Below are 18,489 nucleotides of genomic sequence, written 5' to 3'. Positions count from 1 at the left end.
GTCCCTGCTGTCCAGATGGCGCGCTCGACGTCGCACCCGTTAACCTCATAAGGCAGCCATGGCAACCTTCAGTCCGAGGCCAGGATTGTTGATGAAGGCATCGACCGGGAAGCTTTGCTTCCCGGCAACTCCCAAAGCCTATTCCGCCGCAACGCCCATGCGCATGCGTTCCATTTCGATCAGCGCGCGGCGGTATTCGACCGGCATGATCTTCCGGAATTTCGGCCGGAAAGTCGCCCAGTTGTCGAGGATTTCGCGGCCGCGCACCGAACCCGTGTAATGGACGTGGTTCGAGATCAGCTGATAGAGCCGCTCCTCATCATGGCTGGTCATGTCGCCGGACACGTCGACCCGGCCTTTGTGGTCGAGGTCGCCGCCATGATGGAGCAGTTTCTCCATCAGATCGTCTTCTTCGGGAACGGGTTCCAGTTCGACCATCGCCATGTTGCAGCGCTCGGCGAAATCACCCACCTCGTCGAGCACATAGGCGACGCCGCCCGACATGCCGGCGGCGAAGTTGCGGCCGGTCTGCCCGATGACGACGACAATGCCGCCAGTCATGTACTCGCAGCCATGGTCGCCAACACCTTCGACGACGGCGGCGACGCCCGAATTGCGAACCGCAAAACGCTCGCCGGCGACGCCGCAGAAATAGGCCTCGCCCTCGGTCGCGCCGTAGAGCACCGTGTTGCCGACGATGATCGACTCGGCTGCGACGATCTTCGTGTTCTCAGGCGGGCGGATGACGATGCGTCCGCCCGACAGGCCCTTGCCGACGTAGTCGTTGGCGGCACCGACCAGCTCGAACGAAACCCCACGCGCTAGGAAGGCGCCGAAGGACTGGCCGGCGGTGCCGGTGAGCTTGACCGAGATCGTGTCCTCGCGCAGGCCCTTGTGCCTGAAGCGCTTTGCCACTTCGCCCGACAGCATGGCGCCGGTCGAACGGTCGACATTGCGGATCGGCAGCTCGATGCTGACCGGCTGCCTGGCTTCGAGCGCCGGCTTGGCCAACTCGATCAGCTTGCGGTCGAGCACGTCGTCGATCGGATGCTTCTGCCGCTCGGTCCAGTGCACCGCCTCATGCGGGGCATCCGGCTTGAAGAACATCTTGCTGAAATCGAGCCCGCGCGCCTTCCAGTGCTGGATCAGCGCCCGCTTCTCCAGGAGTTCGGTGTCGCCGATGATCTGGTCGAGGTGGGTGTAGCCCATCTCGGCGAGCAGCGCCCGGACCTCTTCCGCCACATAGAAGAAGAAGTTGATGACATGTTCCGGCGTGCCCTTGAAGCGCTTGCGCAACACCGGGTCCTGCGTCGCGACGCCGACCGGGCAGGTATTGAGATGGCACTTGCGCATCATGATGCAGCCGGCCGCGATCAGCGGCGCGGTTGAGAAGCCGAATTCGTCGGCGCCAAGCAGCGCGCCGATGATGACGTCGCGGCCGGTGCGCAGGCCGCCATCGACCTGCAGCGCGACGCGCGACCTGAGGCCGTTGAGCACCAGCGTCTGGTGCGTCTCGGCAAGGCCCATTTCCCACGGGCTGCCGGCGTGCTTGAGCGAGGTCAGCGGCGATGCGCCGGTGCCGCCGTCATAGCCGGAAATGGTGATGTGATCGGCGCGCGCCTTGGCGACGCCGGCCGCAACCGTGCCGACACCGACTTCCGAGACCAGCTTGACCGAGACATCAGCCGCCGGATTGACGTTCTTGAGGTCGTAGATGAGCTGCGCCAGATCCTCGATCGAGTAGATGTCATGATGCGGCGGCGGCGAGATCAGGCCGACGCCCGGCGTCGAATGCCTGACCTTGGCAATGGTGGCATCGACCTTGTGACCGGGCAGCTGCCCGCCCTCGCCGGGCTTCGCGCCTTGCGCGACCTTGATCTGCATCACATCGGAGTTCACCAGATACTCCGCCGTCACGCCGAAACGCCCGGAAGCGACCTGCTTGATCGCCGAACGCTCGGGGTTCTTGCCGCCGTCCGGCAGCGGCAGGTAACGGTCGGCCTCTTCGCCGCCCTCGCCGGTGTTAGACTTGCCGCCGATCGTGTTCATGGCGCGGGCCAGCGTGGTGTGCGCTTCCCTGGAGATCGAGCCGAAGGACATCGCCCCGGTCGAGAACCGCTTGACGATATCGGCAGCCGACATGACCTCGTCGAGCGCGACCTTGTTGCGCCCGGTTTCTTCGGCCAGCCTGATCTTGAACAGGCCGCGAATGCTCTGCGCCCGCGCCGTCTCGCTGTCGATCTGAGCGGAATAGTCCTTGAACGTCTGCCACGATCCCTGGCGCACGGCGTGCTGCAGGGTGGCCACCGCATCGGGCGACCAGATATGCGCTTCGCCGCGCATGCGGAACATGTATTCGCCGCCGACCTCGAGGCTGTTGCGCAGCACCGGGTCGTTGCCGAAGCCGTCGGCGTGGCGGCTGACCGTCTCGGCCGCGATCTCTTCCAGCCCGACGCCTTCGATCAGCGTCGCGGTGCCGGTGAAATATTTTTGCACGAAATCGGTCTTCAGCCCGATGGCGTCGAAGATCTGCGCGCCGCAATAGGACTGGTAGGTCGAGATGCCCATCTTCGACATCACCTTGAGAATGCCCTTGCCGATCGACTTGATGTAGCGGGAGACGACCTCATTGGCGTCGACTTCGGCCGGCAGCTCGCCGCGCTTGTGCATGTCGAGCAGCGTGTCGAAGGCGAGATAGGGATTGATCGCCTCGGCGCCATAGCCCGCAAGGCAGCAGAAATGATGCACCTCGCGCGGTTCGCCGGACTCGACGACCAGCCCCACCGACGTGCGCAATCCCTTGCGGATCAAATGATGGTGGACTGCCGCCGTCGCCAGCAATGCCGGGATGGCGATGCGGTCCGGCCCGAGCTGACGGTCGGACAGGATGATGATGTTGTAGCCGCCGGCGACCGCCGCCTCGGCGCGCTCGCACAGCCGGTCGATGGCGCCTTGCATGCCGGCCGCGCCTTCGTTCGAAGCATAGGTGATGTCGATCGTCTTGGTATCGAAACGGTCCTCGGTATGACCGATGGAGCGGATCTTCTCAAGATCGCCATTGGTCAGGATCGGCTGGCGCACTTCGAGCCGCTTGCGACGCGAATTGCCGACGAGGTCGAAGATGTTAGGCCTCGGCCCGATGAACGACACCAGGCTCATCACCAGTTCCTCGCGGATCGGGTCGATCGGCGGGTTGGTGACCTGGGCGAAATTCTGCTTGAAATAGGTGTAGAGCAGCTTCGATCTGTCCGACATCGCCGAAATCGGCGTGTCGGTGCCCATCGAGCCGACCGCTTCCTGGCCGGTGGTCGCCATCGGCGACATCAACAGCTTGGTGTCTTCCTGGGTAAAGCCGAACGCCTGCTGGCGATCGAGCAGGCTGACGTCCCTGCGCAGCGCCCGCGGCTCGACCGGCTTCAGGTCTTCGAGGATGAGTTGGGTGTTGGCGAGCCAGCTCTTGTAGGGATGCCTGGTCGCGATCTCCGACTTGATCTCCTCGTCGGAAACGATGCGAGCCTTCTCCAGGTCGATCAGCAGCATGCGGCCGGGCTGCAGCCGCCACTTCTTGACGATCCTTTCCTCCGGCACCGGCAGCACGCCGGCTTCCGAGGCCATGATGACGCGATCGTCGTCGGTGACGATGTAGCGCGCCGGGCGCAGCCCGTTGCGGTCGAGCGTGGCGCCGATCTGGCGGCCGTCGGTGAAGGCCACCGCCGCCGGCCCGTCCCACGGCTCCATCAGGGCGGCGTGGTATTCATAAAAGGCCTTGCGATCTTGATCCATCAGCTTGTTGCCGGCCCAGGCCTCAGGGATCAGCATCATCATTGCGTGAGCGAGCGAGTAGCCGCCCTGCGTCAGGAATTCGAGCGCATTGTCGAAACAGGCGGTGTCCGACTGCCCCTCATAGGAGATCGGCCACAGCTTGGAGATGTCGTTGCCGAACAGTTCGGAATCGACCGAGGCCTGCCGCGCCGCCATCCAGTTGACGTTGCCGCGCAGCGTGTTGATCTCGCCATTGTGGGCGACCATGCGATAGGGATGCGCCAGCTTCCACGACGGGAAGGTGTTGGTCGAGAAACGCTGGTGGACGAGGATCAGCGCCGTCTCGAAACGCGGATCGGTCAGATCCTTGTAATAGGCGCCGACCTGATAGGCCAGGAACATGCCCTTGTAGACGATGGTCCGCGATGACATCGACACGACGTAGAAGCCATTGTCGACGCCCTTGGTCTCTTCGTGGATACGACCGGAAATGACCTTGCGCAGGATGTAGAGCCGCCGTTCGTAATCGTCGTCGCTCTCGATCTCGGCGCCGCGACCCAGAAATACCTGCCGCTGGACCGGTTCGGAAGCAGCGATATCAGGCGCCTTTGACAGCGATGAATTGTCGACCGGCACGTCGCGAAAGCCGAGCAGCGGCTGGCCTTCGAGCTGCGCGACCTCGGCGATGATGCCTTCGATATGCGCCTGAAGCTCAGGATCGCGCGGCATGAACACATGGCCGACGGCGTAATGGCCGGGGTTGGGCAGTTCGACGCCCTGGCTGGCCATCTCCTCGCGGAAGAAGCGGTCGGGAAGCTGCACCAGCACGCCCGCGCCGTCGCCCATCAGCGGGTCGGCGCCGACGGCGCCGCGATGCGTCAGATTTTCGAGCACCGCCAGGCCGTCCGTGACGATTTGATGCGACTTCACGCCCTTCATATTGACGATGAAGCCGACGCCGCAGGCATCGTGCTCGTTGCGCGGATCGTAGAGGCCGTGGGCGAACCCGGTAGGGGTCCGCCCGATCCTGGTCAGGCCAGTGGCGATGGACGGATTTTTGACGGCTGGCGCTTTCGTCTGCGCGGCCGGGCCGTTCGTCGCAGATGGCGTCACTTCCGTCATCGTCCTGTCCTCCGTTCTTGCCTGGCGCAGAGACAGGCGGTCGGCTGCGTCCCCCGTCTTCCCCGCCTGTGGGCGCAGGTGGATCGGTGGGCAGCGCCGAGCTGGCTGAGTAACCTTCTTCATGTTGCCAGCCTTACTCCAGTGCCATCTTTGACGGGTCCGGGAGACCCTTAGCGGCAGTATGTTTTGGTGAGTTGATCAGGCACGTCTTCTCCTTGCTCGGTCACGTGTTTGCGGTAACGGCGAGGCTGGGCTGGACGCCTGGGCCGACCTATTTGTACATCCACGTCAGGGAAATGGACGAATTGGCCAGTAAGCCATTCGCCCCTCTTTGGTTTCCTCCTTGGCCGCCCCTTTCACCTTTTGGGAGAATCCTCTTGCGGAGCCACACAGAGAGCGCCGTAACAAACCTTCTCACCCTTGTAGTTGGCCAGAGCCTGCAGCAACTCGGGTAGAAGGTGCTGTTTCAGGTCGTCCGAGATAGGCTCCGGACCCTCCAGCGCTTTCAGTGTCTGCTCGACCAACTCGATGGCGCGATCTTTGTTGCCGCTCTCATGATAGTACTGAGCGACCACCGGATAAGACAGGAACTTAGAGCCGCCGCCTTGCGGCAGTGCCACGATGTGTTTGGACAGCTCTTCGCCCATCGCGAAGCGCTCAGCAGACGGAAAGCCGGAATAATCAAAGCCCGGCGCGAAGAGTTGGTATAGCGCCCAATACATCCATCCCTCGGACTTTCTGTCGATCGCGTCGCGAACGAATTGGCGCATTACGGGCAAGCCGGCCTGCATGTCGCGCATTCTGTGAAGCAACAGATTGACATGACTCACGCGGAAGTTGAGTTTGTCCGGTATCAATGCGAGGCCTTCTTCAATCGCCGAGAGCGCCGTCTTCCAATCCTCGGCCTCCATTGCCGGCCGAAGTTTGTCGTATATGGGCTTGGTCAGCGCTTGTTCGCGCGCTATGGTTTCGCCTTCCGCAATCCGCTCCGTATCGGCGGATTTTGCCTGATCGCTGATGCGCCAGCTGCCGTTAAGCACCTTCGGCAAAACCTCATCGAGTTGCGTCGGATGACCGATAAAGGCGATGTGGCCGTCTCGGTCGACCACGAACGAGGTCGGGACCCCGTAAGAAAAGCTGGGCTCCATCCAAAGCTTGTCCATTTCGCCTGTGGAGTCGAATGCGATCCGATAGTTCAGATTCGGGAATTTTTCGGTCAACCAAGCGTCCAACGTGCTTCGGGCCTCGTCGGCCGTTGGAGCGTCTTCAGAAGCCGCGACTCCGACGATCTCAACGCCGTTGTCCTTGTATTTCTCCTGCAGCTGGATCAGATGGGGCATCCCGTCCACACATGGGCCGCACCAAGTTGCCCAAAATTCGACTATGCACACTTTGCCGGGCTCAAAGCTGGTGAGGGGCTCGCCACGCAGCCAGTTCTCGACTTTAATCGAAGGAGCCGGGGACTCCATCTGCAATACCACGTTGCGGTCCAAAGCTATTTCCAAAGGTTTCTGCACGAGCTGGTTTCCTCTCAGAGACGGCACACGGGTTCAGGGAGGAGCGGATCGCTCGTCTTGCCCCATTGAGTGCAGTCACAGTCACTCAGTCTCAAAAACCATGCCAACGCGCTCAGCGCGCAGTTAGCGCCCATTGCTTCGAAAAACCTCGACAGTGCCCAGATGTTGGTTGTAATGAACCTGACATTTGTCTGACGCTGTCAGCTTTTGGACACGCGATCACGCGCTTCGTGCCGCCAGAAGGTCAGGCCGAGCCCTGTGTTGCCAGCGGTCGCTTCGATGATTGTACCGCCCCGCGCGAGCTGGCCACGCTGTTCGGCATTAACGATCATCGACAACGCAATGCGATCCTTGATCGATCCGCCGGGATTCTGGCTTTCGAGCTTGACGAAGAGACGACACCTGCCGGTATCGAAGCTCTTCAGTTCGACGACCGGCGTCTCCCCAATCAGATCGAGCACTGACGCAAATGGCGGACGCAGGCGAGAGGACGCCTTTGTCGACGGTCGGCGGAACATCTCGAGGCTCATGCGGCTGCGGTCTCCAGAATGTCGGCATAGTGCCGTTGCGCAGCATCGGGATGCGAGCGCAGTCGGCTCTTCAGCAGTTGCGGAACAGTGGATTGTCGGGGTCGCTGGCGGGGCACCCGCTTCGGCAGCCGTTCAGGCGGCAGGTCAAGAAACCGTATGTCGGCATCAAGCCGCGCGCCGAAGAAGAAGGGAATCGAAACAGTGCCCTTCGAAAGACCCAGGGCAACGGAAATCATTGCATCGGGCGAGTTCATGCGCCTGAAGCAGCGCTGCCTGCAACTGCTTCATAGCGACAGGCGGGCGAGACTCTAGCGAGGCTTTCGCCGCTTGGTTGATTGAGGCTCTCGACGAAGCCACTAAGATTCGGCGGCCGATAATAGCTTGCTGCTCATTGGGACGTCGACCAACGCCGGGATTGAGAAAGGCAACCCTGCCCCACAAGGCGGGTGTCACACGTGCGGTGCGTCCGCTCGTCACGCCGGATGGTTTTTGAGACCTGGGTTCACGGCTAATCAGATGCACCCCTGTCGTCGTTTCGGTGCAGGCCGCCAGGGGGGCGTGTTGCAGCAGCTTGCAATTAGTTTCGCCAGTACGGGGCGTGCGAGCACGGGGCTGCACAATGAGATCATATGCCGGCGTGGGGACCAAGGTGTGGCGCAGCCTTAGAGAACTCAACACCGAGACCGGAGCAACGGAGACTGCTCTTTCGTCGAGCCAGTTTAAATTAGAACATTCTTTCTATAGTTTACGTCAATTATCCTGTTCGATAGCTCTGTCGACTAGCGATGAGACTTTTCAACGCAGCGCGGACATCCGCTGGCCGGATGTGACTTGCTATCCCTTTCAAGATCAAACAGGAGAACCCATGAGCAATCCAGTCCTTGTCAACCGGACCATTCTTGACTCCGACGTTGTACCGCTGACCAGCCGTGTCGGAGCTGAAATCAGAGGCGTTCGCCTTGGCGGAGACCTTTCGGACGCAGCGATAGCAGCCATCAACCAGCTTCTTCTAAAACACAAGGTGATCTTCTTCCGCGGCCAGGAGCACCTCGACGATGCGGAGCAGGAATTGTTCGCGCGGCGTCTGGGTAACCTTGTACCTCATCCCACGCAGGGGCCGGCAGCCGGCACGGCCTCAATCCTCAATCTCGATTCCGGCCGTGGCGGTGGCAGGGCAGACCAGTGGCATACCGATGTGACTTTCGTCGATGCCTATCCGAAATTCTCGGTCCTACGTGGCGTCGTCATTCCGGCGGCGGGGGGCGACACGATCTGGTCCAACACGCACGCCGCGTACGAGAATCTGCCGGCGCCGCTCAAAATATTGGCGGACAATCTGTGGGCTATTCATAGCAATGCCTACGACTACGCAGCCGTGCGCCCGCGCGCCACAGCCGAAGAGAAGAGGCACTTCGAGGAAGTCTTCACATCGACGATCTACGAGACCGAGCATCCGGTCGTGCGCGTCCATCCCGAAACCGGGGAGAAGTCGCTGCTGCTCGGCAATTTCGTGCAGCGCCTCGTCGGCCTTTCCAAGAGCGATTCCGCCAAACTCTACGAGGTGTTCCAGTCCTACGTCACTGCCCCGGAAAATACCGTGCGGTGGCGCTGGCAAGTAAGCGACGTCGCTATCTGGGACAACCGTGCTACCCAGCATTATGCGGTCAACGACTATGGCGACCAGCACCGGGTTGTGCGTCGCGCTACGGTTGACGGTGACGTTCCGATCGGCGTCGACGGTCGCCGCAGTATAACCCGTGTCAAGGCAGCCAAGCCGGCGGCGAAGGCAGCCTGACCGTCTGAACAGGGTAAAGATGAAAACTTCGTATCGCCGCGGCCATATCGCGCTGCTTAACCGCCCCACAAAGCCTTATGATTTCCGAGAAGCAAGGCGAGTTGCGGGCTCGAGGCTTGGCCCGAAATCGAGGTCCTGCAGCGTGGCGCATGGCTCGAGTCGCTGCTCGTGGCCCCGCTGCAGCGGTACAGGTCCCCCACCGCCCCACCATCTCGCCCGCCCTGCACCTCGGATAGCGATCATTCACCGTTTGTTCATTATGATAGCGCACGATCATAACTGGACATGCTGGTAGCTCGTACATGCCTGAAGGCCCTGCGCGCCGACCCAGCGCCGGGGCCTTTTTACTTCCGCAAAATCGATTCCAGCAACGTGGGCACTTCGCAGGATGTCGCAATCCCGCGCTTGCGATGATACGCCGTACAGCGAATTGCGCGAGTCAAACGAATTTGGGTTCCTCAAATATAGAATCGTCGATACCGATCCTGATGGATCGAGCCTCGACGACGAAGTCAACCATCTTCAAACGGAATTATTCAACATTGCCGAGAGCTCCCGGTGTGCCGTCGAAGCCGACATTCGGGAGGTCAGCGGTCACCAACGATCATGGTGATCGCCAGCATCTTTCGTATTCACATGACCGTCGGCCTGGTACTTTCCCGAGGCCATGACATGAGTGGGTCTTCCAAGCACCGATTTGGCCCGGTAGGATTTGCAGGGGGCGCGGACAAGCGGATGAACAAACGGAATGATGCTGGAAAACTGCGCGCCTGCTGGGATTTAGCCGACCGTCGATAGGAACATAGCCCTGGTCGACGGCTTTCTGAAGGGCAAGAGTTTCGCCGACCTGGCTCAGGAACATGGCTTGTCGACAACGAGGGTGCGCCAAATCATCGAGAAGGCCGATCGGCTCGTGGGCGGCGGCATTCAGACCAAGACTGAAACGTCCAACGCCTCGCCTCGATCCGATTTCATGGTCGACTATCCCTATGTGTGCAAATTGGCCGAGAAGCACCGGCTGGGTAGCGTCACGCCGCATCATTCTTTGCGGAGCTGGAGCGCGCGGGATCGCCGGAGCGGCTGGTGAAAGCGGTTGCCGGGGCGCACGCCAACAACAACACGTGAGCTGGCGCCTCGTGTGGCAAAAGGAGAGGGCGAGAGCCCATGGCCTGCAATGAAGCGATCAAGCATTGCGATCGTGGAACCAAGCTGCCCAGTCGACCATCCGGACCGCGGCCTTCAATGCCAGCTCGCCTTGGAATCGGCCTTCCAGGAATTGGCTGAGCGCGCAGCGGAATCCGGCTGGACCGAGGAGATAGCCACGCGCTCCTCGAACTCGCCGGCGCGCGCCTCAGGAGCGACTCCGCCAATGACGAGACTGAGAGGACGATTAATCGTGCCAGGGCAACGAGAGAGCGGCAGGTTCAAGAAGCCTCGCCTGACCCGATAGGAACGTCGCTGCGCCAATAAAATTGGCGGTGAAGGCTGACCGCGGCCGAGTCGGGCAAGCGAGCGAAGTGCTGAAATAAGGGCGTGAGAATCCAAGACATCGTTTGTAGAGAGCATCGAGCTTCGCGAAATTGTGGTACAGGATCGACCGCAGGTGTTCTCGGAGCGCTCGCAGAACCCGGGATTCTTCCGCGGCACCCGCCAAGGCGAAGAACGGTCAGAGTTGCACGATAACGCTTAAAAGCGAGCCTTCCTCCGAAAGTCTGCGCGCGCAGTTCCACGGTCCGATGCGCTTTCATAGCTATTCCAATCGCCGCGCCCATTCTCTCCCGGATCAGGTCCAGCGGGTCTGCAGTGCATGCGCCCCCAAAGTGGACGCCATTGGGCCGGGTGAACCGGGCTCGATTGCGCGCCGAAGGCCCGTTCCAGGCCCGGAAATCCGGGTCCGTCAGGGCGAGCGCGTGCGGGTCGAGGTAGAGAACGGCCTTGCCGAGAAAACGACCGTGCACTGGCATCGCGTGCGTGTGCCACATGCCATGGATGGCGTGCCTCACCTCACGCAGAAGCCGATTGGAGCGGGCGAGCGCTTCGTCTACGAGTTCGACGCCGTCGACGTCGGCATCTGCTGGTATCACCCGCACCAGCGGAGCTTCGAACAGGTCGGGCGCGGACTTTATGGTCCGCTGATCATCGAGGAACCGAAGGCGGTGCGGGCCGATCGCGAGGTGACCTGGATGCTCGGTGACTGAGGGCTGACGAAATCTGGCGCAATCAGCGAGGATTTCGGCAACCGGCACGACATTCACCACAATGGCCGCGTCGGCAACACGGTTACCATCAATGGCCGCGTGCCGGATACCTTTGCGGTCAGAAAGGGCGAGCGCATCCGGCTGCGGCTGATCAACGCCGCCAATGCACGCATCTTCAGTCCCGACTTCACGGGTTTTCAGGCCGGCCGTCATCGCGCTCGACGGCCAGCCGGTGACGCCACACGCGCCGGAGGCGGGTGGTGCTGGGTCCCGCAATGCGCACCGATCTGATCCTCGACATGACGGGCAAGCCGGGCAGCCGGCTTTCGATCTTCGACCAGTTCTACGAGGGGCTGGAATATGAGCTCGTCGATCTTGTTTATTCCGACACTCCGCTTAGGGCACGTGTGCCTGATTGGCCGCTGACCCTGCCGACCATTCCGCTGCCGGAGCCGGACCTCGATACAGCGTCCCGCAACGAAGTCGTCTTCACCGGCGGCATGATGGGCGAGATGGTGGCGCAGGACATGGGTGAAAGCATGGGTCCGGGCGCATGATGCAGGACGATGAATTCCGGCACCGCCTGGTTCATCAACGGCGTCGCCGCCGACGAGGCCAATCACGACATGAAGCCGGGGCTGACGCTCTTGCGGAATAAGAGCCACGTCATCGCCACGACCAACGCAACCGCGTGGCATGATCCGATCCATCTGCACGGCCATTCCTTCCGGGTGATTTCCCGCAACGGCCAGCCCACCCCACGTCGCGAATGGCAGGACACGGCGCTGGTTTCGCCGCGCGAGAAGGTCGAGATCGCCTTCGTCGCCGACAATCCCGGCAATTGGATGTTCCACTGCCACGTTCTCGAACACCAGGCGGCCGGTCGCCTGACCAGTCCACAAGCCGAAGGAGAAGCAAAAATGTCCAATACCCTGATAGCTCTTGTCCTCGCCTCGATCCTGTCAGGCGCCGCTCCGGCGTTCGCCGGCGAAAGGACGTCACGCTCTACAAGAACCCGCAATGCGGCTGCTGCGAAGGTTATGCCGGCTATTTGCAGGAAACGGCTTCGCTGTCACCGTCAAGGCCGACGCACGACCTTTTCGCCATGAGCCGCGAAGAGGGCATTCCGCCGGAAGCCGATGGCTGCCTTCTCTCGTTCATCGACGGCTATGTGGTGAGCGGCCATGTGCCGGTCGGCACGGTCAACAAGCTCTTGACCGAGCGGCCCGACATCAAAGGGCATGACGCTGCCCGGCATGCCGATGGGCTCCCCCGGCATGAGTGGCACGAAGGAAGCGCCCTTCGAGATTCTCGAAATCCGGAAGTCTGACGGGACCGGCGGCGTCTACGCCACGGAATAGGAGGCTTCGATGATGGAATGCATGAGCGGCATGATGATGTTCGGCATGGGCCTGGTGTGGCTGCTTGTCGTCGTCGTGCTCGTCCTCGGGACGGCCGCGCTGATCAAGTACCTGTTCTCCAGCGGCGGCAAAGGAGAAGGGCGTCGGTCCTCTTATCGATGCGTGGCCGCGGCAGGCCTCGGATTGGTCTGGACATTGCCTTGGCTCGCCAACCGGATGGCCGGTGGCGGCGCCCCGGCCGCGGCGATAGCGCTAGGCAAGACGGTTTTAGCCAGGCGAAGGTCAGCGCGATTGGAAAGCCCGCTGCCTTCGGGACGCATGCCGGCGCCGGGACCGGCCGCGGTCGTCGGCGGCGGCTACCAGAGCGACATGCCGGGCTTCGGGAATGTCCTCACCGACGAGGAGATCCGGGCCGTTCTGGCCTTCATCAAAAGCACATGGCCCGAGCGGGAACGCGCCTATCAGGCAGATGAGCCGCCGGGAGCGGGAGCAGACACAGTGAGACCAATCCTAGCCGCGGAGCCCTCGAACGCCCCCAACCGGAATGCATTGTCCATGAAAGCGAAACCGTCGCTTGCGATTCAATTTCTGGCGCTGATCCTCGCGACCTCCGCGCTGGCCCACCATCCGGGCGCCGATCTCGACAAGATGAGGGACAGCGCGGAGAGGTTCTTCCAGGCGATCGACGAGCAGGCCGCGCCGCCTTTCGAACTGGCCGACGCGGACGGAAGGGCCGTCCGCCTTTCCGATTTCTCCGACAAGATCGTGGTGCTCTACTTCATGACGAGGTAACCTTGGAAGAAGAAGGCGACGGCCACTGGCGGCAGGATGGCAAGCACGCTGGCCGCAAAAAGCGGCCCATACTCATAGAAGCGGGCCGGTTCTGTCGCAAATCGTGCTTTTGGCCACAACTGGACGCTTTCGCGCGCTTATGGACCAGCTCACATGTCCAACAACGCAAGCAGATGACAGGGCTCGACGTGCCCCGGGGTGGCGCCCTACTTCCACGCTCGCACTGTCACACTCCCGCCGAAAGGCGGGTTTAGTGAGTTATGGCAGTGACTGTGCCACCAGTCCAAACGTCGAGTTTCGCGGCAACTTCGACGCTTTCCTTAGCTGACTTGCCCAAAACCAGCGCGGCCAAAGCATACTGCTTGCCGCTCCCGATGGCATAATATTCACCTTTCACGGGATCACTTGGCAGCCAATTGCCGTCCAACAATACGGCTTCCCCATTTTTGCGCACTATCAGCGCCTCAAATTCAAAATTGTCGTCGTTGCGCGGCACAGGAATATCAGAAACATCCATGCCCTTCTCAACCCAGTCTCGAACGGCCTTTGGAATACCCAAGGACGAAGAGGAAACGCCGATGAGTGTGCCGTCGCATAAGCGAAACACCTTCGTTTTCTCACCGACGGATACTGAGTCAAAACCCAAGGCTCGGCCGTCGCCAGCCATGGTTCCGTTCCTGTAAGCTATTGTTGTCATTGGCACCCTTCTATCGCTACATCAAACTTCAGGACCTTGCGCATGTCCCCTGTGTCAAGGTCACTGACCCACGGCCTATTTGCCTGATACACGATACAGGCTGCGCTCCTTGAGTTCGCGCACGGGTGGCCGTCATCTTGCCGCCTTCGCGCAATGCCTTGAACAGGCCGAGTCTGTCCCCCAGCGGGAATGACAACCACCTCCATGTCGTTGAAAAGCAGGAAATCCGTCACTTTGCCTCGTCGGTAACGGGCGGAGCCGGAGCGGTCGTCACCGGGCAAGCGCGGTCGCAGTAGGTATCCTGGGCAGCCCGTCAGACATGGATGGCTCCGGTTGTGGTGACGGGGAGGGCGATAAGCAAGTTCGGGCCAAGTGATTGTTCCGCGGCTGTATGTTTTGGTGAGGTGATCATGCGACTTCTTGTTGGTCGGTCACGTGTTTGCGGATAACCAGCATGCGCTGTGCCAAATGAGAAAACCATTTAAAGTCAATCCAGCAGATCTGACTGTATTCCGACATTGTCGGAAATTGGACATCGCCGAACGCGAGCGCTCGGGGCTTGTGATGATACTTGGGCGTGCTGCTTCGGAGGAGGGATGCGCCTCGTACCGGCCGCGAAGCCTTCCTGCATTTAAGGCGCCAGATCAATTGAACGCGCATACCAGTCAGCCGTCCCGTCGTTTAGTCCAAATGGCGATCCATCTCAGCGCGCTCACGCCATCCACCTTTCTGCGCGACCCAAGCTAAACACGCTCGGCGATGATTAGGATACCTACTACATCTGGACCCGCCCGGACCCGCCCGGCCTTGCTCGCCTGCGAGACTTGAGGCGTTCGTCGATCGGATAGAGGTTTCGATTCAGGAGACGTGCTTCGTGATGCGGCCATGATAGGCCGGTCCCTCACCGACTGCCGCACGCTCGGAAGAAGCCAAGGTAGGCGACAAGCCTCTGTGGATCGCTGAAGCGCCGAATGTTGCCGATTGCCGCGGCAACGTTCGCACCCACGGTGACGGAGGCAACGTCATCAGGCGACGGATTGTCGGATCCTAGTGGGCACCACCGCGATATCCGCCTCGACCACCGTCAACGCCTCGTTGATCTGATTGATCAAGCCGAGGTGGCACTCGATGGCGGCGCGCTCAAGGAGCAGCATGAGTTAACACCTACTCCTAGCGCCGCTCCTGGAGTCCTATTTCCGCCGGCGCCTGACGAAGCAGCGCAATGCGACTCCCGCGACCGTGGCCAGCTATCGCGATGCCTTGCGCATGCTGATCCTCTTTGCCGCCGCCCGATTGCGGAAGAAGCCGGGGGCGTTGGCGCTCGAAGAGCTGATCGAGATCTCGTTCTCGCTTTTCTCGACGAACTCGAGGAGAAGCGGAACAATTCCGTCACCACGCGCAACGCCCGCTTGGCCGCGATCCGATCTTTCTTCCGCCACGTCGCTGCCGCCGACCCGGCATCCTTCGGCGTCGCCCAACGCGTGCTGACGATTCCCATTAAACGGACGCACATTGACGTGACGTACCACCTCACCACGGCCGAAGTGGACACCCTCATCGCGGCGCCAGATCCAAAGACGCCCCGTGGTCGGCGCGACCGAGCCTTTCTGCTCTTTCTTGGCACGAACCGGCGCCCGGCCTCCGAAGCCACCGGCGTCAACGCAAACGACCTTCAGTTGGAGCGGCCGCACCCACAAGTGCTGCTGCGCGGCAAAGGGCGTAGAGACCGCGTCGTCCCCATTGCTAAGGACCCGGCTGCGGGCGCTGACATCCTTGTTGAGCGAGCGCGGGATCGCCCATCACGAGCCGCGACCGATATTCCTCGGCGCCCGCAACGAGCGCCGGGCCTACCAGACCGGCTTTGGCCGACAAGCCCATATCGCCGCACATCTTCCGGCACTCCCTCGCCATGAAGCTTCTCCAGTCCGGCGTGGACCTTTTGACGATCCAAGCCTGGCTCGGGCATGCACGGGTCGCCACGACCCACCGCTATGCCACAGCGGATGTAGAGATGATGCGCAATGGACTCGAGAAGGCGGGCGTCACCGGCGATCACGGCGTGCGTTTCCGACCAAATGACTCCGTTCTGCAACTGCTGAACTCCATCTGAATGTTTATGTGGCGGAGGCAAGCTGGGTTTGGCCGGTCCGAAGGGGTCAGGGCGGCTCCGCCACATAATCTCGCCCGACGCATAAATGCGGATCCCGGCCCAATGTCTCCTGAACCTGCAGAGCGAGACGCTGCATTCCGCGACGCATATCGGTCCGGCCCACCGCCAACCAGATCCGCACCTGGCTCGGGACCGGGATCATGAAACGCCCCGCGCCTTCACCATCGCCGCTGCCAGTGTTGGCGGCGTGGTCAGTGGAATCCGCAGCCGCACCTTGCCGGCGACGTCCAGCTCGATCACCACTGGCGGCGGGAGCGGCTGGGCGCGTTCGTCAAGAACGTCTTCAGTTGCCGGCTGCCCGGTCTCAGGTCGAAACAGCTCGTTGCGCCAGTATCGGCTGCTGGGCGCGACGCTGTTCGCTGTGTCACAGGAAGAAAGGAAGGTCACCTTGGAGCTCAGGTCAGCCGCCCCTCGGGCTTTTTGCCTATGGCGGCAAAGGGCTCAAGCAAGCCCGAGCTTTTTCCTGAGCTCGGCGTTTTCTTTCCGGAGCCGGTCAGCGAGGAGCTTCTTCAGACGGGCGTTCTCTTCTTCAAGCTTCACAAGATCCTTGAGCTCATCGCTCTGTGTTGTCTGCCCAGCAGCCCTTTTCCAGTGATAGTACGTCTGTTCCGATATTCCAGCGTTCTGAACGGCTGCCTTGATACTCTCTCCCCGTCCGATCTGCTTCTCGATCTCGCCGAGCTTCTGGGCACGCTCGTTCTCAGAGTAATTTCTCCGCGCTGCCCGGACTGTAGGCGAAGCGATCGCTTTAGATGAAGACGCCTGAAGAGCCGAGCTGGCGGCTCTGGTTCGTATAGCACCTGCGCGCTGCGCGGTCCGCTTCCGCGTCTTCGGCGCCTTTGTATCGGGTGTCTGTTCCTTCACGGGCACCTCGCCTGCTGCCTGGGTTGCCTCAGTTTCCTTAAGGTTGGACATCAGAAACTCCCTGCGATTTCAAACATCTATTCTAGCACGCAGCATCTAGAACTTATGGGCTTTGTCAACTGCGGCCACAAAACCGTGCTCGCCAATGTCGCCGTCCGACGCGTTAACATGATGCCAGTAACTGCGGCAATGCAATCGGTTCGCAATCCGCAACAAAGAGTATCGGCTGGATGTGCACGACGCCCCAGTCTCTGAAACAGCGTAGCCGCCCGGTAAGAGCCGCTTTCAGTCTGCCTTAGAAACAAGGTGGTCGGTCGCCACTCCCGCGCATACTATCCGTCTACTCTTGCTCCTCGCACGGCGCCAGGTCCTCGTCATCGATGCCGGGCAGCGTCGCAGCGGCTAAGCCAGCCACTCGCATTGCTCCCTGACAGGATGGTGCCGATCCTGCTGAGATCGCATGCTGGCGCGACGTTGCTTTGCGGCCACCGTCGCGCCTGCCCGTGAACTGTTCGCGCCTGTGCTCATGCTCGCCTTGACACCCTCGATGGGTCCATCCGGGATGGTCAACCATCCCGAACATAGCGGGCAGGCGGGCATCTTCACCAGCAGTCTCTGTGTCGCTCTCGTGGCGGCAAACAAGATCGAGGCTGGCGGGGTGATGATCAACGGTCCTCGAACCATCGATTTTGATCGCGGTGGCCGTTCAGTGTGTTCAAACACGAGGCGCCGTTAGACGGCACCGCAGCATCATAGCGAAGTGCCATGCAGGACGACTCCCTGCAGCATCGTCTCGCGCAGCCAAACACTTGCCGGATCACTGTTGTGAACGGCCGGACGTTTGACGGCCTGTGACGCGAAAAGGCAGCGGAAGATCTAGCATTTATGGGGGAAATGTTTTTTCGGAGTGCTTGACCCGCAGGAAGGGCATGACTGCCTATCGCCCGACCCGGCAAGGCCGCACTCATGACCGGCTGGGCTCGGATCCTGCATGCCGCGCCCGTGAGGTTACTTGTCGGAAGTGCGTCGAGCACAACGACGAGATGTAGTTCACGATCTTTGAAACGCGTGGTCAACTATCCAAAGTGTGGATGCCTTTCATCGAAACAAACGATTTCATCAATGTTGTGGAATCCTGCATGGGCAGAAGCACCTGACGCACACCGATGCCCCACTGCCTCATGGCGTGGCGAGCGTCTTAAGAACTGCCCGAAAGGAGAACTTTCATGCGCTCTACCGGGCAGTGGAGTGCTGGGAAAGGGAGTTGCAACTGACCGGCCATGTCAACTGTCCGACTTCTTCCGAGCCTATGGACAGACTGGGAACCTTCCACGCAAAGCCATTCGAAAGCGGCCGCAGTTGGGCCGGCGCGAGACCGGAAGCCCGCGCAATCGGCTACGACGCGCACGGTGTAGCGGCTCACATCGTCATACTGCACCTACGCCACACACCGGCCGGACCTGATCCGGCTTTATGAGCATTGGGCTTTGTCAGTCGCACAAGCGTGATGGCTTTCGCGACGCGGCGCGCCTCAGGAACTGAGCCGCGGGTCCGGGTCGAAACGCGGGAAAGAAAGACAGGAAACAGAATGGCCGATCAATTCGCAACGGACGTCATTGCCCTGATCAAGAAACGCGCCGAGTCGGAGAGCGGTGAGGGAATGCCTGCGTCATTCGTCGGC

General features: G+C 61.1%; 20 protein-coding genes and 1 pseudogene. 10 read left to right on the top strand and 11 right to left on the bottom strand.

All coding sequences use genetic code 11. The features are described from left to right. Positions 1-138: 138 nt before the first annotated feature. The 4 genes and pseudogenes from gltB to EN857_RS00080 form a co-directional block, all read right to left on the bottom strand. Positions 139-4,884: a glutamate synthase large subunit gene (gltB, locus tag EN857_RS00095; RefSeq protein ID WP_135857459.1), complete on the bottom strand. Its 4,746-nt coding sequence runs from the start codon at positions 4,882-4,884 to the stop codon at positions 139-141. Between the two features lie 356 nt (positions 4,885-5,240). After that, positions 5,241-6,353 carry a TlpA disulfide reductase family protein gene (locus EN857_RS00090; RefSeq protein WP_126095612.1) on the bottom strand — a complete coding sequence of 371 codons (1,113 nt, stop codon included), beginning with the start codon at positions 6,351-6,353 and terminating at the stop codon, positions 5,241-5,243. Positions 6,354-6,646: 293 nt separating this feature from the next. Beyond that, positions 6,647-6,919 (bottom strand): annotated as a pseudogene (locus EN857_RS00085) (pyridoxal-phosphate dependent enzyme); the annotation flags it as partial. A gap of 8 nt (positions 6,920-6,927) precedes the next feature. After that, on the bottom strand, positions 6,928-7,185 hold the full coding sequence (locus EN857_RS00080) for a hypothetical protein (RefSeq protein ID WP_091600625.1): 258 nt from the start codon (positions 7,183-7,185) through the stop codon (positions 6,928-6,930). Positions 7,186-7,796: 611 nt separating this feature from the next. Here EN857_RS00080 and EN857_RS00075 point away from each other — a divergent pair. Beyond that, positions 7,797-8,726, top strand: coding sequence for a TauD/TfdA family dioxygenase (locus EN857_RS00075; protein WP_091600626.1), 930 nt, complete (start codon positions 7,797-7,799; stop codon positions 8,724-8,726). Positions 8,727-9,606: 880 nt separating this feature from the next. Beyond that, positions 9,607-9,813 (top strand): hypothetical protein, encoded by a 207-nt coding sequence (locus EN857_RS00070; protein WP_091600627.1) that lies wholly within the window; start codon positions 9,607-9,609, stop codon positions 9,811-9,813. Between the two features lie 152 nt (positions 9,814-9,965). Here the strand turns inward: EN857_RS00070 and EN857_RS34555 are convergent, their stop codons facing one another. Continuing rightward, on the bottom strand, positions 9,966-10,154 hold the full coding sequence (locus EN857_RS34555; RefSeq protein WP_158302651.1) for a hypothetical protein: 189 nt from the start codon (positions 10,152-10,154) through the stop codon (positions 9,966-9,968). A 482-nt stretch (positions 10,155-10,636) separates the two neighbouring features. On the opposite strand from EN857_RS34555, the gene EN857_RS35410 reads away from it, so the two are divergent. The 5 genes from EN857_RS35410 (at position 10,637) to EN857_RS36265 (ending at position 13,077) form a co-directional block, all read left to right on the top strand. Then, complete coding sequence (locus EN857_RS35410; protein WP_236473615.1) at positions 10,637-10,924, top strand: multicopper oxidase domain-containing protein; 288 nt, start codon at positions 10,637-10,639, stop codon at positions 10,922-10,924. A gap of 260 nt (positions 10,925-11,184) precedes the next feature. Further along, on the top strand, positions 11,185-11,481 hold the full coding sequence (locus EN857_RS35405) for a hypothetical protein (RefSeq protein WP_236473614.1): 297 nt from the start codon (positions 11,185-11,187) through the stop codon (positions 11,479-11,481). Positions 11,482-11,550: 69 nt separating this feature from the next. Continuing rightward, entirely contained in the window at positions 11,551-12,033 is a 483-nt protein-coding gene (locus EN857_RS35400; protein ID WP_245494809.1) for a multicopper oxidase domain-containing protein, read from the top strand. Beyond that, a complete protein-coding gene (locus EN857_RS35395) occupies positions 12,030-12,254 on the top strand; it encodes a DUF411 domain-containing protein (protein ID WP_236372580.1) in 225 nt (74 codons plus the stop codon). The genes EN857_RS35400 and EN857_RS35395 overlap by 4 nt, the downstream gene beginning before the upstream one ends. A gap of 40 nt (positions 12,255-12,294) precedes the next feature. Continuing rightward, complete coding sequence (locus EN857_RS36265) at positions 12,295-13,077, top strand: redoxin domain-containing protein (RefSeq protein WP_244529185.1); 783 nt, start codon at positions 12,295-12,297, stop codon at positions 13,075-13,077. A gap of 250 nt (positions 13,078-13,327) precedes the next feature. Here the strand turns inward: EN857_RS36265 and EN857_RS00035 are convergent, their stop codons facing one another. From EN857_RS00035 to EN857_RS35385, 3 genes are all read right to left on the bottom strand, one after another. After that, positions 13,328-13,744, bottom strand: coding sequence for a hypothetical protein (locus tag EN857_RS00035; RefSeq protein WP_063169404.1), 417 nt, complete (start codon positions 13,742-13,744; stop codon positions 13,328-13,330). Positions 13,745-14,799: 1,055 nt separating this feature from the next. After that, entirely contained in the window at positions 14,800-14,928 is a 129-nt protein-coding gene (locus tag EN857_RS36100) for a hypothetical protein (protein WP_259980032.1), read from the bottom strand. A gap of 93 nt (positions 14,929-15,021) precedes the next feature. Further along, on the bottom strand, positions 15,022-15,471 hold the full coding sequence (locus tag EN857_RS35385) for a hypothetical protein (RefSeq protein ID WP_236473612.1): 450 nt from the start codon (positions 15,469-15,471) through the stop codon (positions 15,022-15,024). A 164-nt stretch (positions 15,472-15,635) separates the two neighbouring features. On the opposite strand from EN857_RS35385, the gene EN857_RS35380 reads away from it, so the two are divergent. Next, positions 15,636-15,884, top strand: coding sequence for a tyrosine-type recombinase/integrase (locus EN857_RS35380; RefSeq protein ID WP_236372574.1), 249 nt, complete (start codon positions 15,636-15,638; stop codon positions 15,882-15,884). A gap of 46 nt (positions 15,885-15,930) precedes the next feature. Here the strand turns inward: EN857_RS35380 and tnpB are convergent, their stop codons facing one another. The 3 genes from tnpB to EN857_RS00015 are packed head-to-tail and all read right to left on the bottom strand — an operon-like array spanning position 15,931 to position 16,859. Further along, entirely contained in the window at positions 15,931-16,086 is a 156-nt protein-coding gene (gene tnpB / locus EN857_RS36095) for an IS66 family insertion sequence element accessory protein TnpB (protein WP_084831567.1), read from the bottom strand. Continuing rightward, on the bottom strand, positions 16,083-16,331 hold the full coding sequence (locus EN857_RS35370; RefSeq protein ID WP_236473611.1) for a transposase: 249 nt from the start codon (positions 16,329-16,331) through the stop codon (positions 16,083-16,085). Before EN857_RS35370 ends, tnpB begins: the two co-directional genes overlap by 4 nt. Before the next feature lie 54 nt (positions 16,332-16,385). Beyond that, a complete protein-coding gene (locus EN857_RS00015; protein ID WP_091600632.1) occupies positions 16,386-16,859 on the bottom strand; it encodes a transposase in 474 nt (157 codons plus the stop codon). Positions 16,860-17,268: 409 nt separating this feature from the next. On the opposite strand from EN857_RS00015, the gene EN857_RS00010 reads away from it, so the two are divergent. Both EN857_RS00010 and EN857_RS00005 read left to right on the top strand, forming a co-directional pair. Next, complete coding sequence (locus tag EN857_RS00010) at positions 17,269-17,544, top strand: hypothetical protein (RefSeq protein WP_091600633.1); 276 nt, start codon at positions 17,269-17,271, stop codon at positions 17,542-17,544. 573 nt (positions 17,545-18,117) lie between these two features. Next, positions 18,118-18,285, top strand: coding sequence for a hypothetical protein (locus EN857_RS00005; protein WP_236372582.1), 168 nt, complete (start codon positions 18,118-18,120; stop codon positions 18,283-18,285). Positions 18,286-18,489 lie beyond the last annotated feature (204 nt).

The sequence above is a fragment of the Mesorhizobium sp. M4B.F.Ca.ET.214.01.1.1 genome (genome assembly GCF_004791545.1).
Classification (GTDB): Bacteria; Pseudomonadota; Alphaproteobacteria; order Rhizobiales; family Rhizobiaceae; genus Mesorhizobium; species Mesorhizobium abyssinicae.
This window is presented reverse-complemented; position numbering and strand designations above follow the sequence as displayed.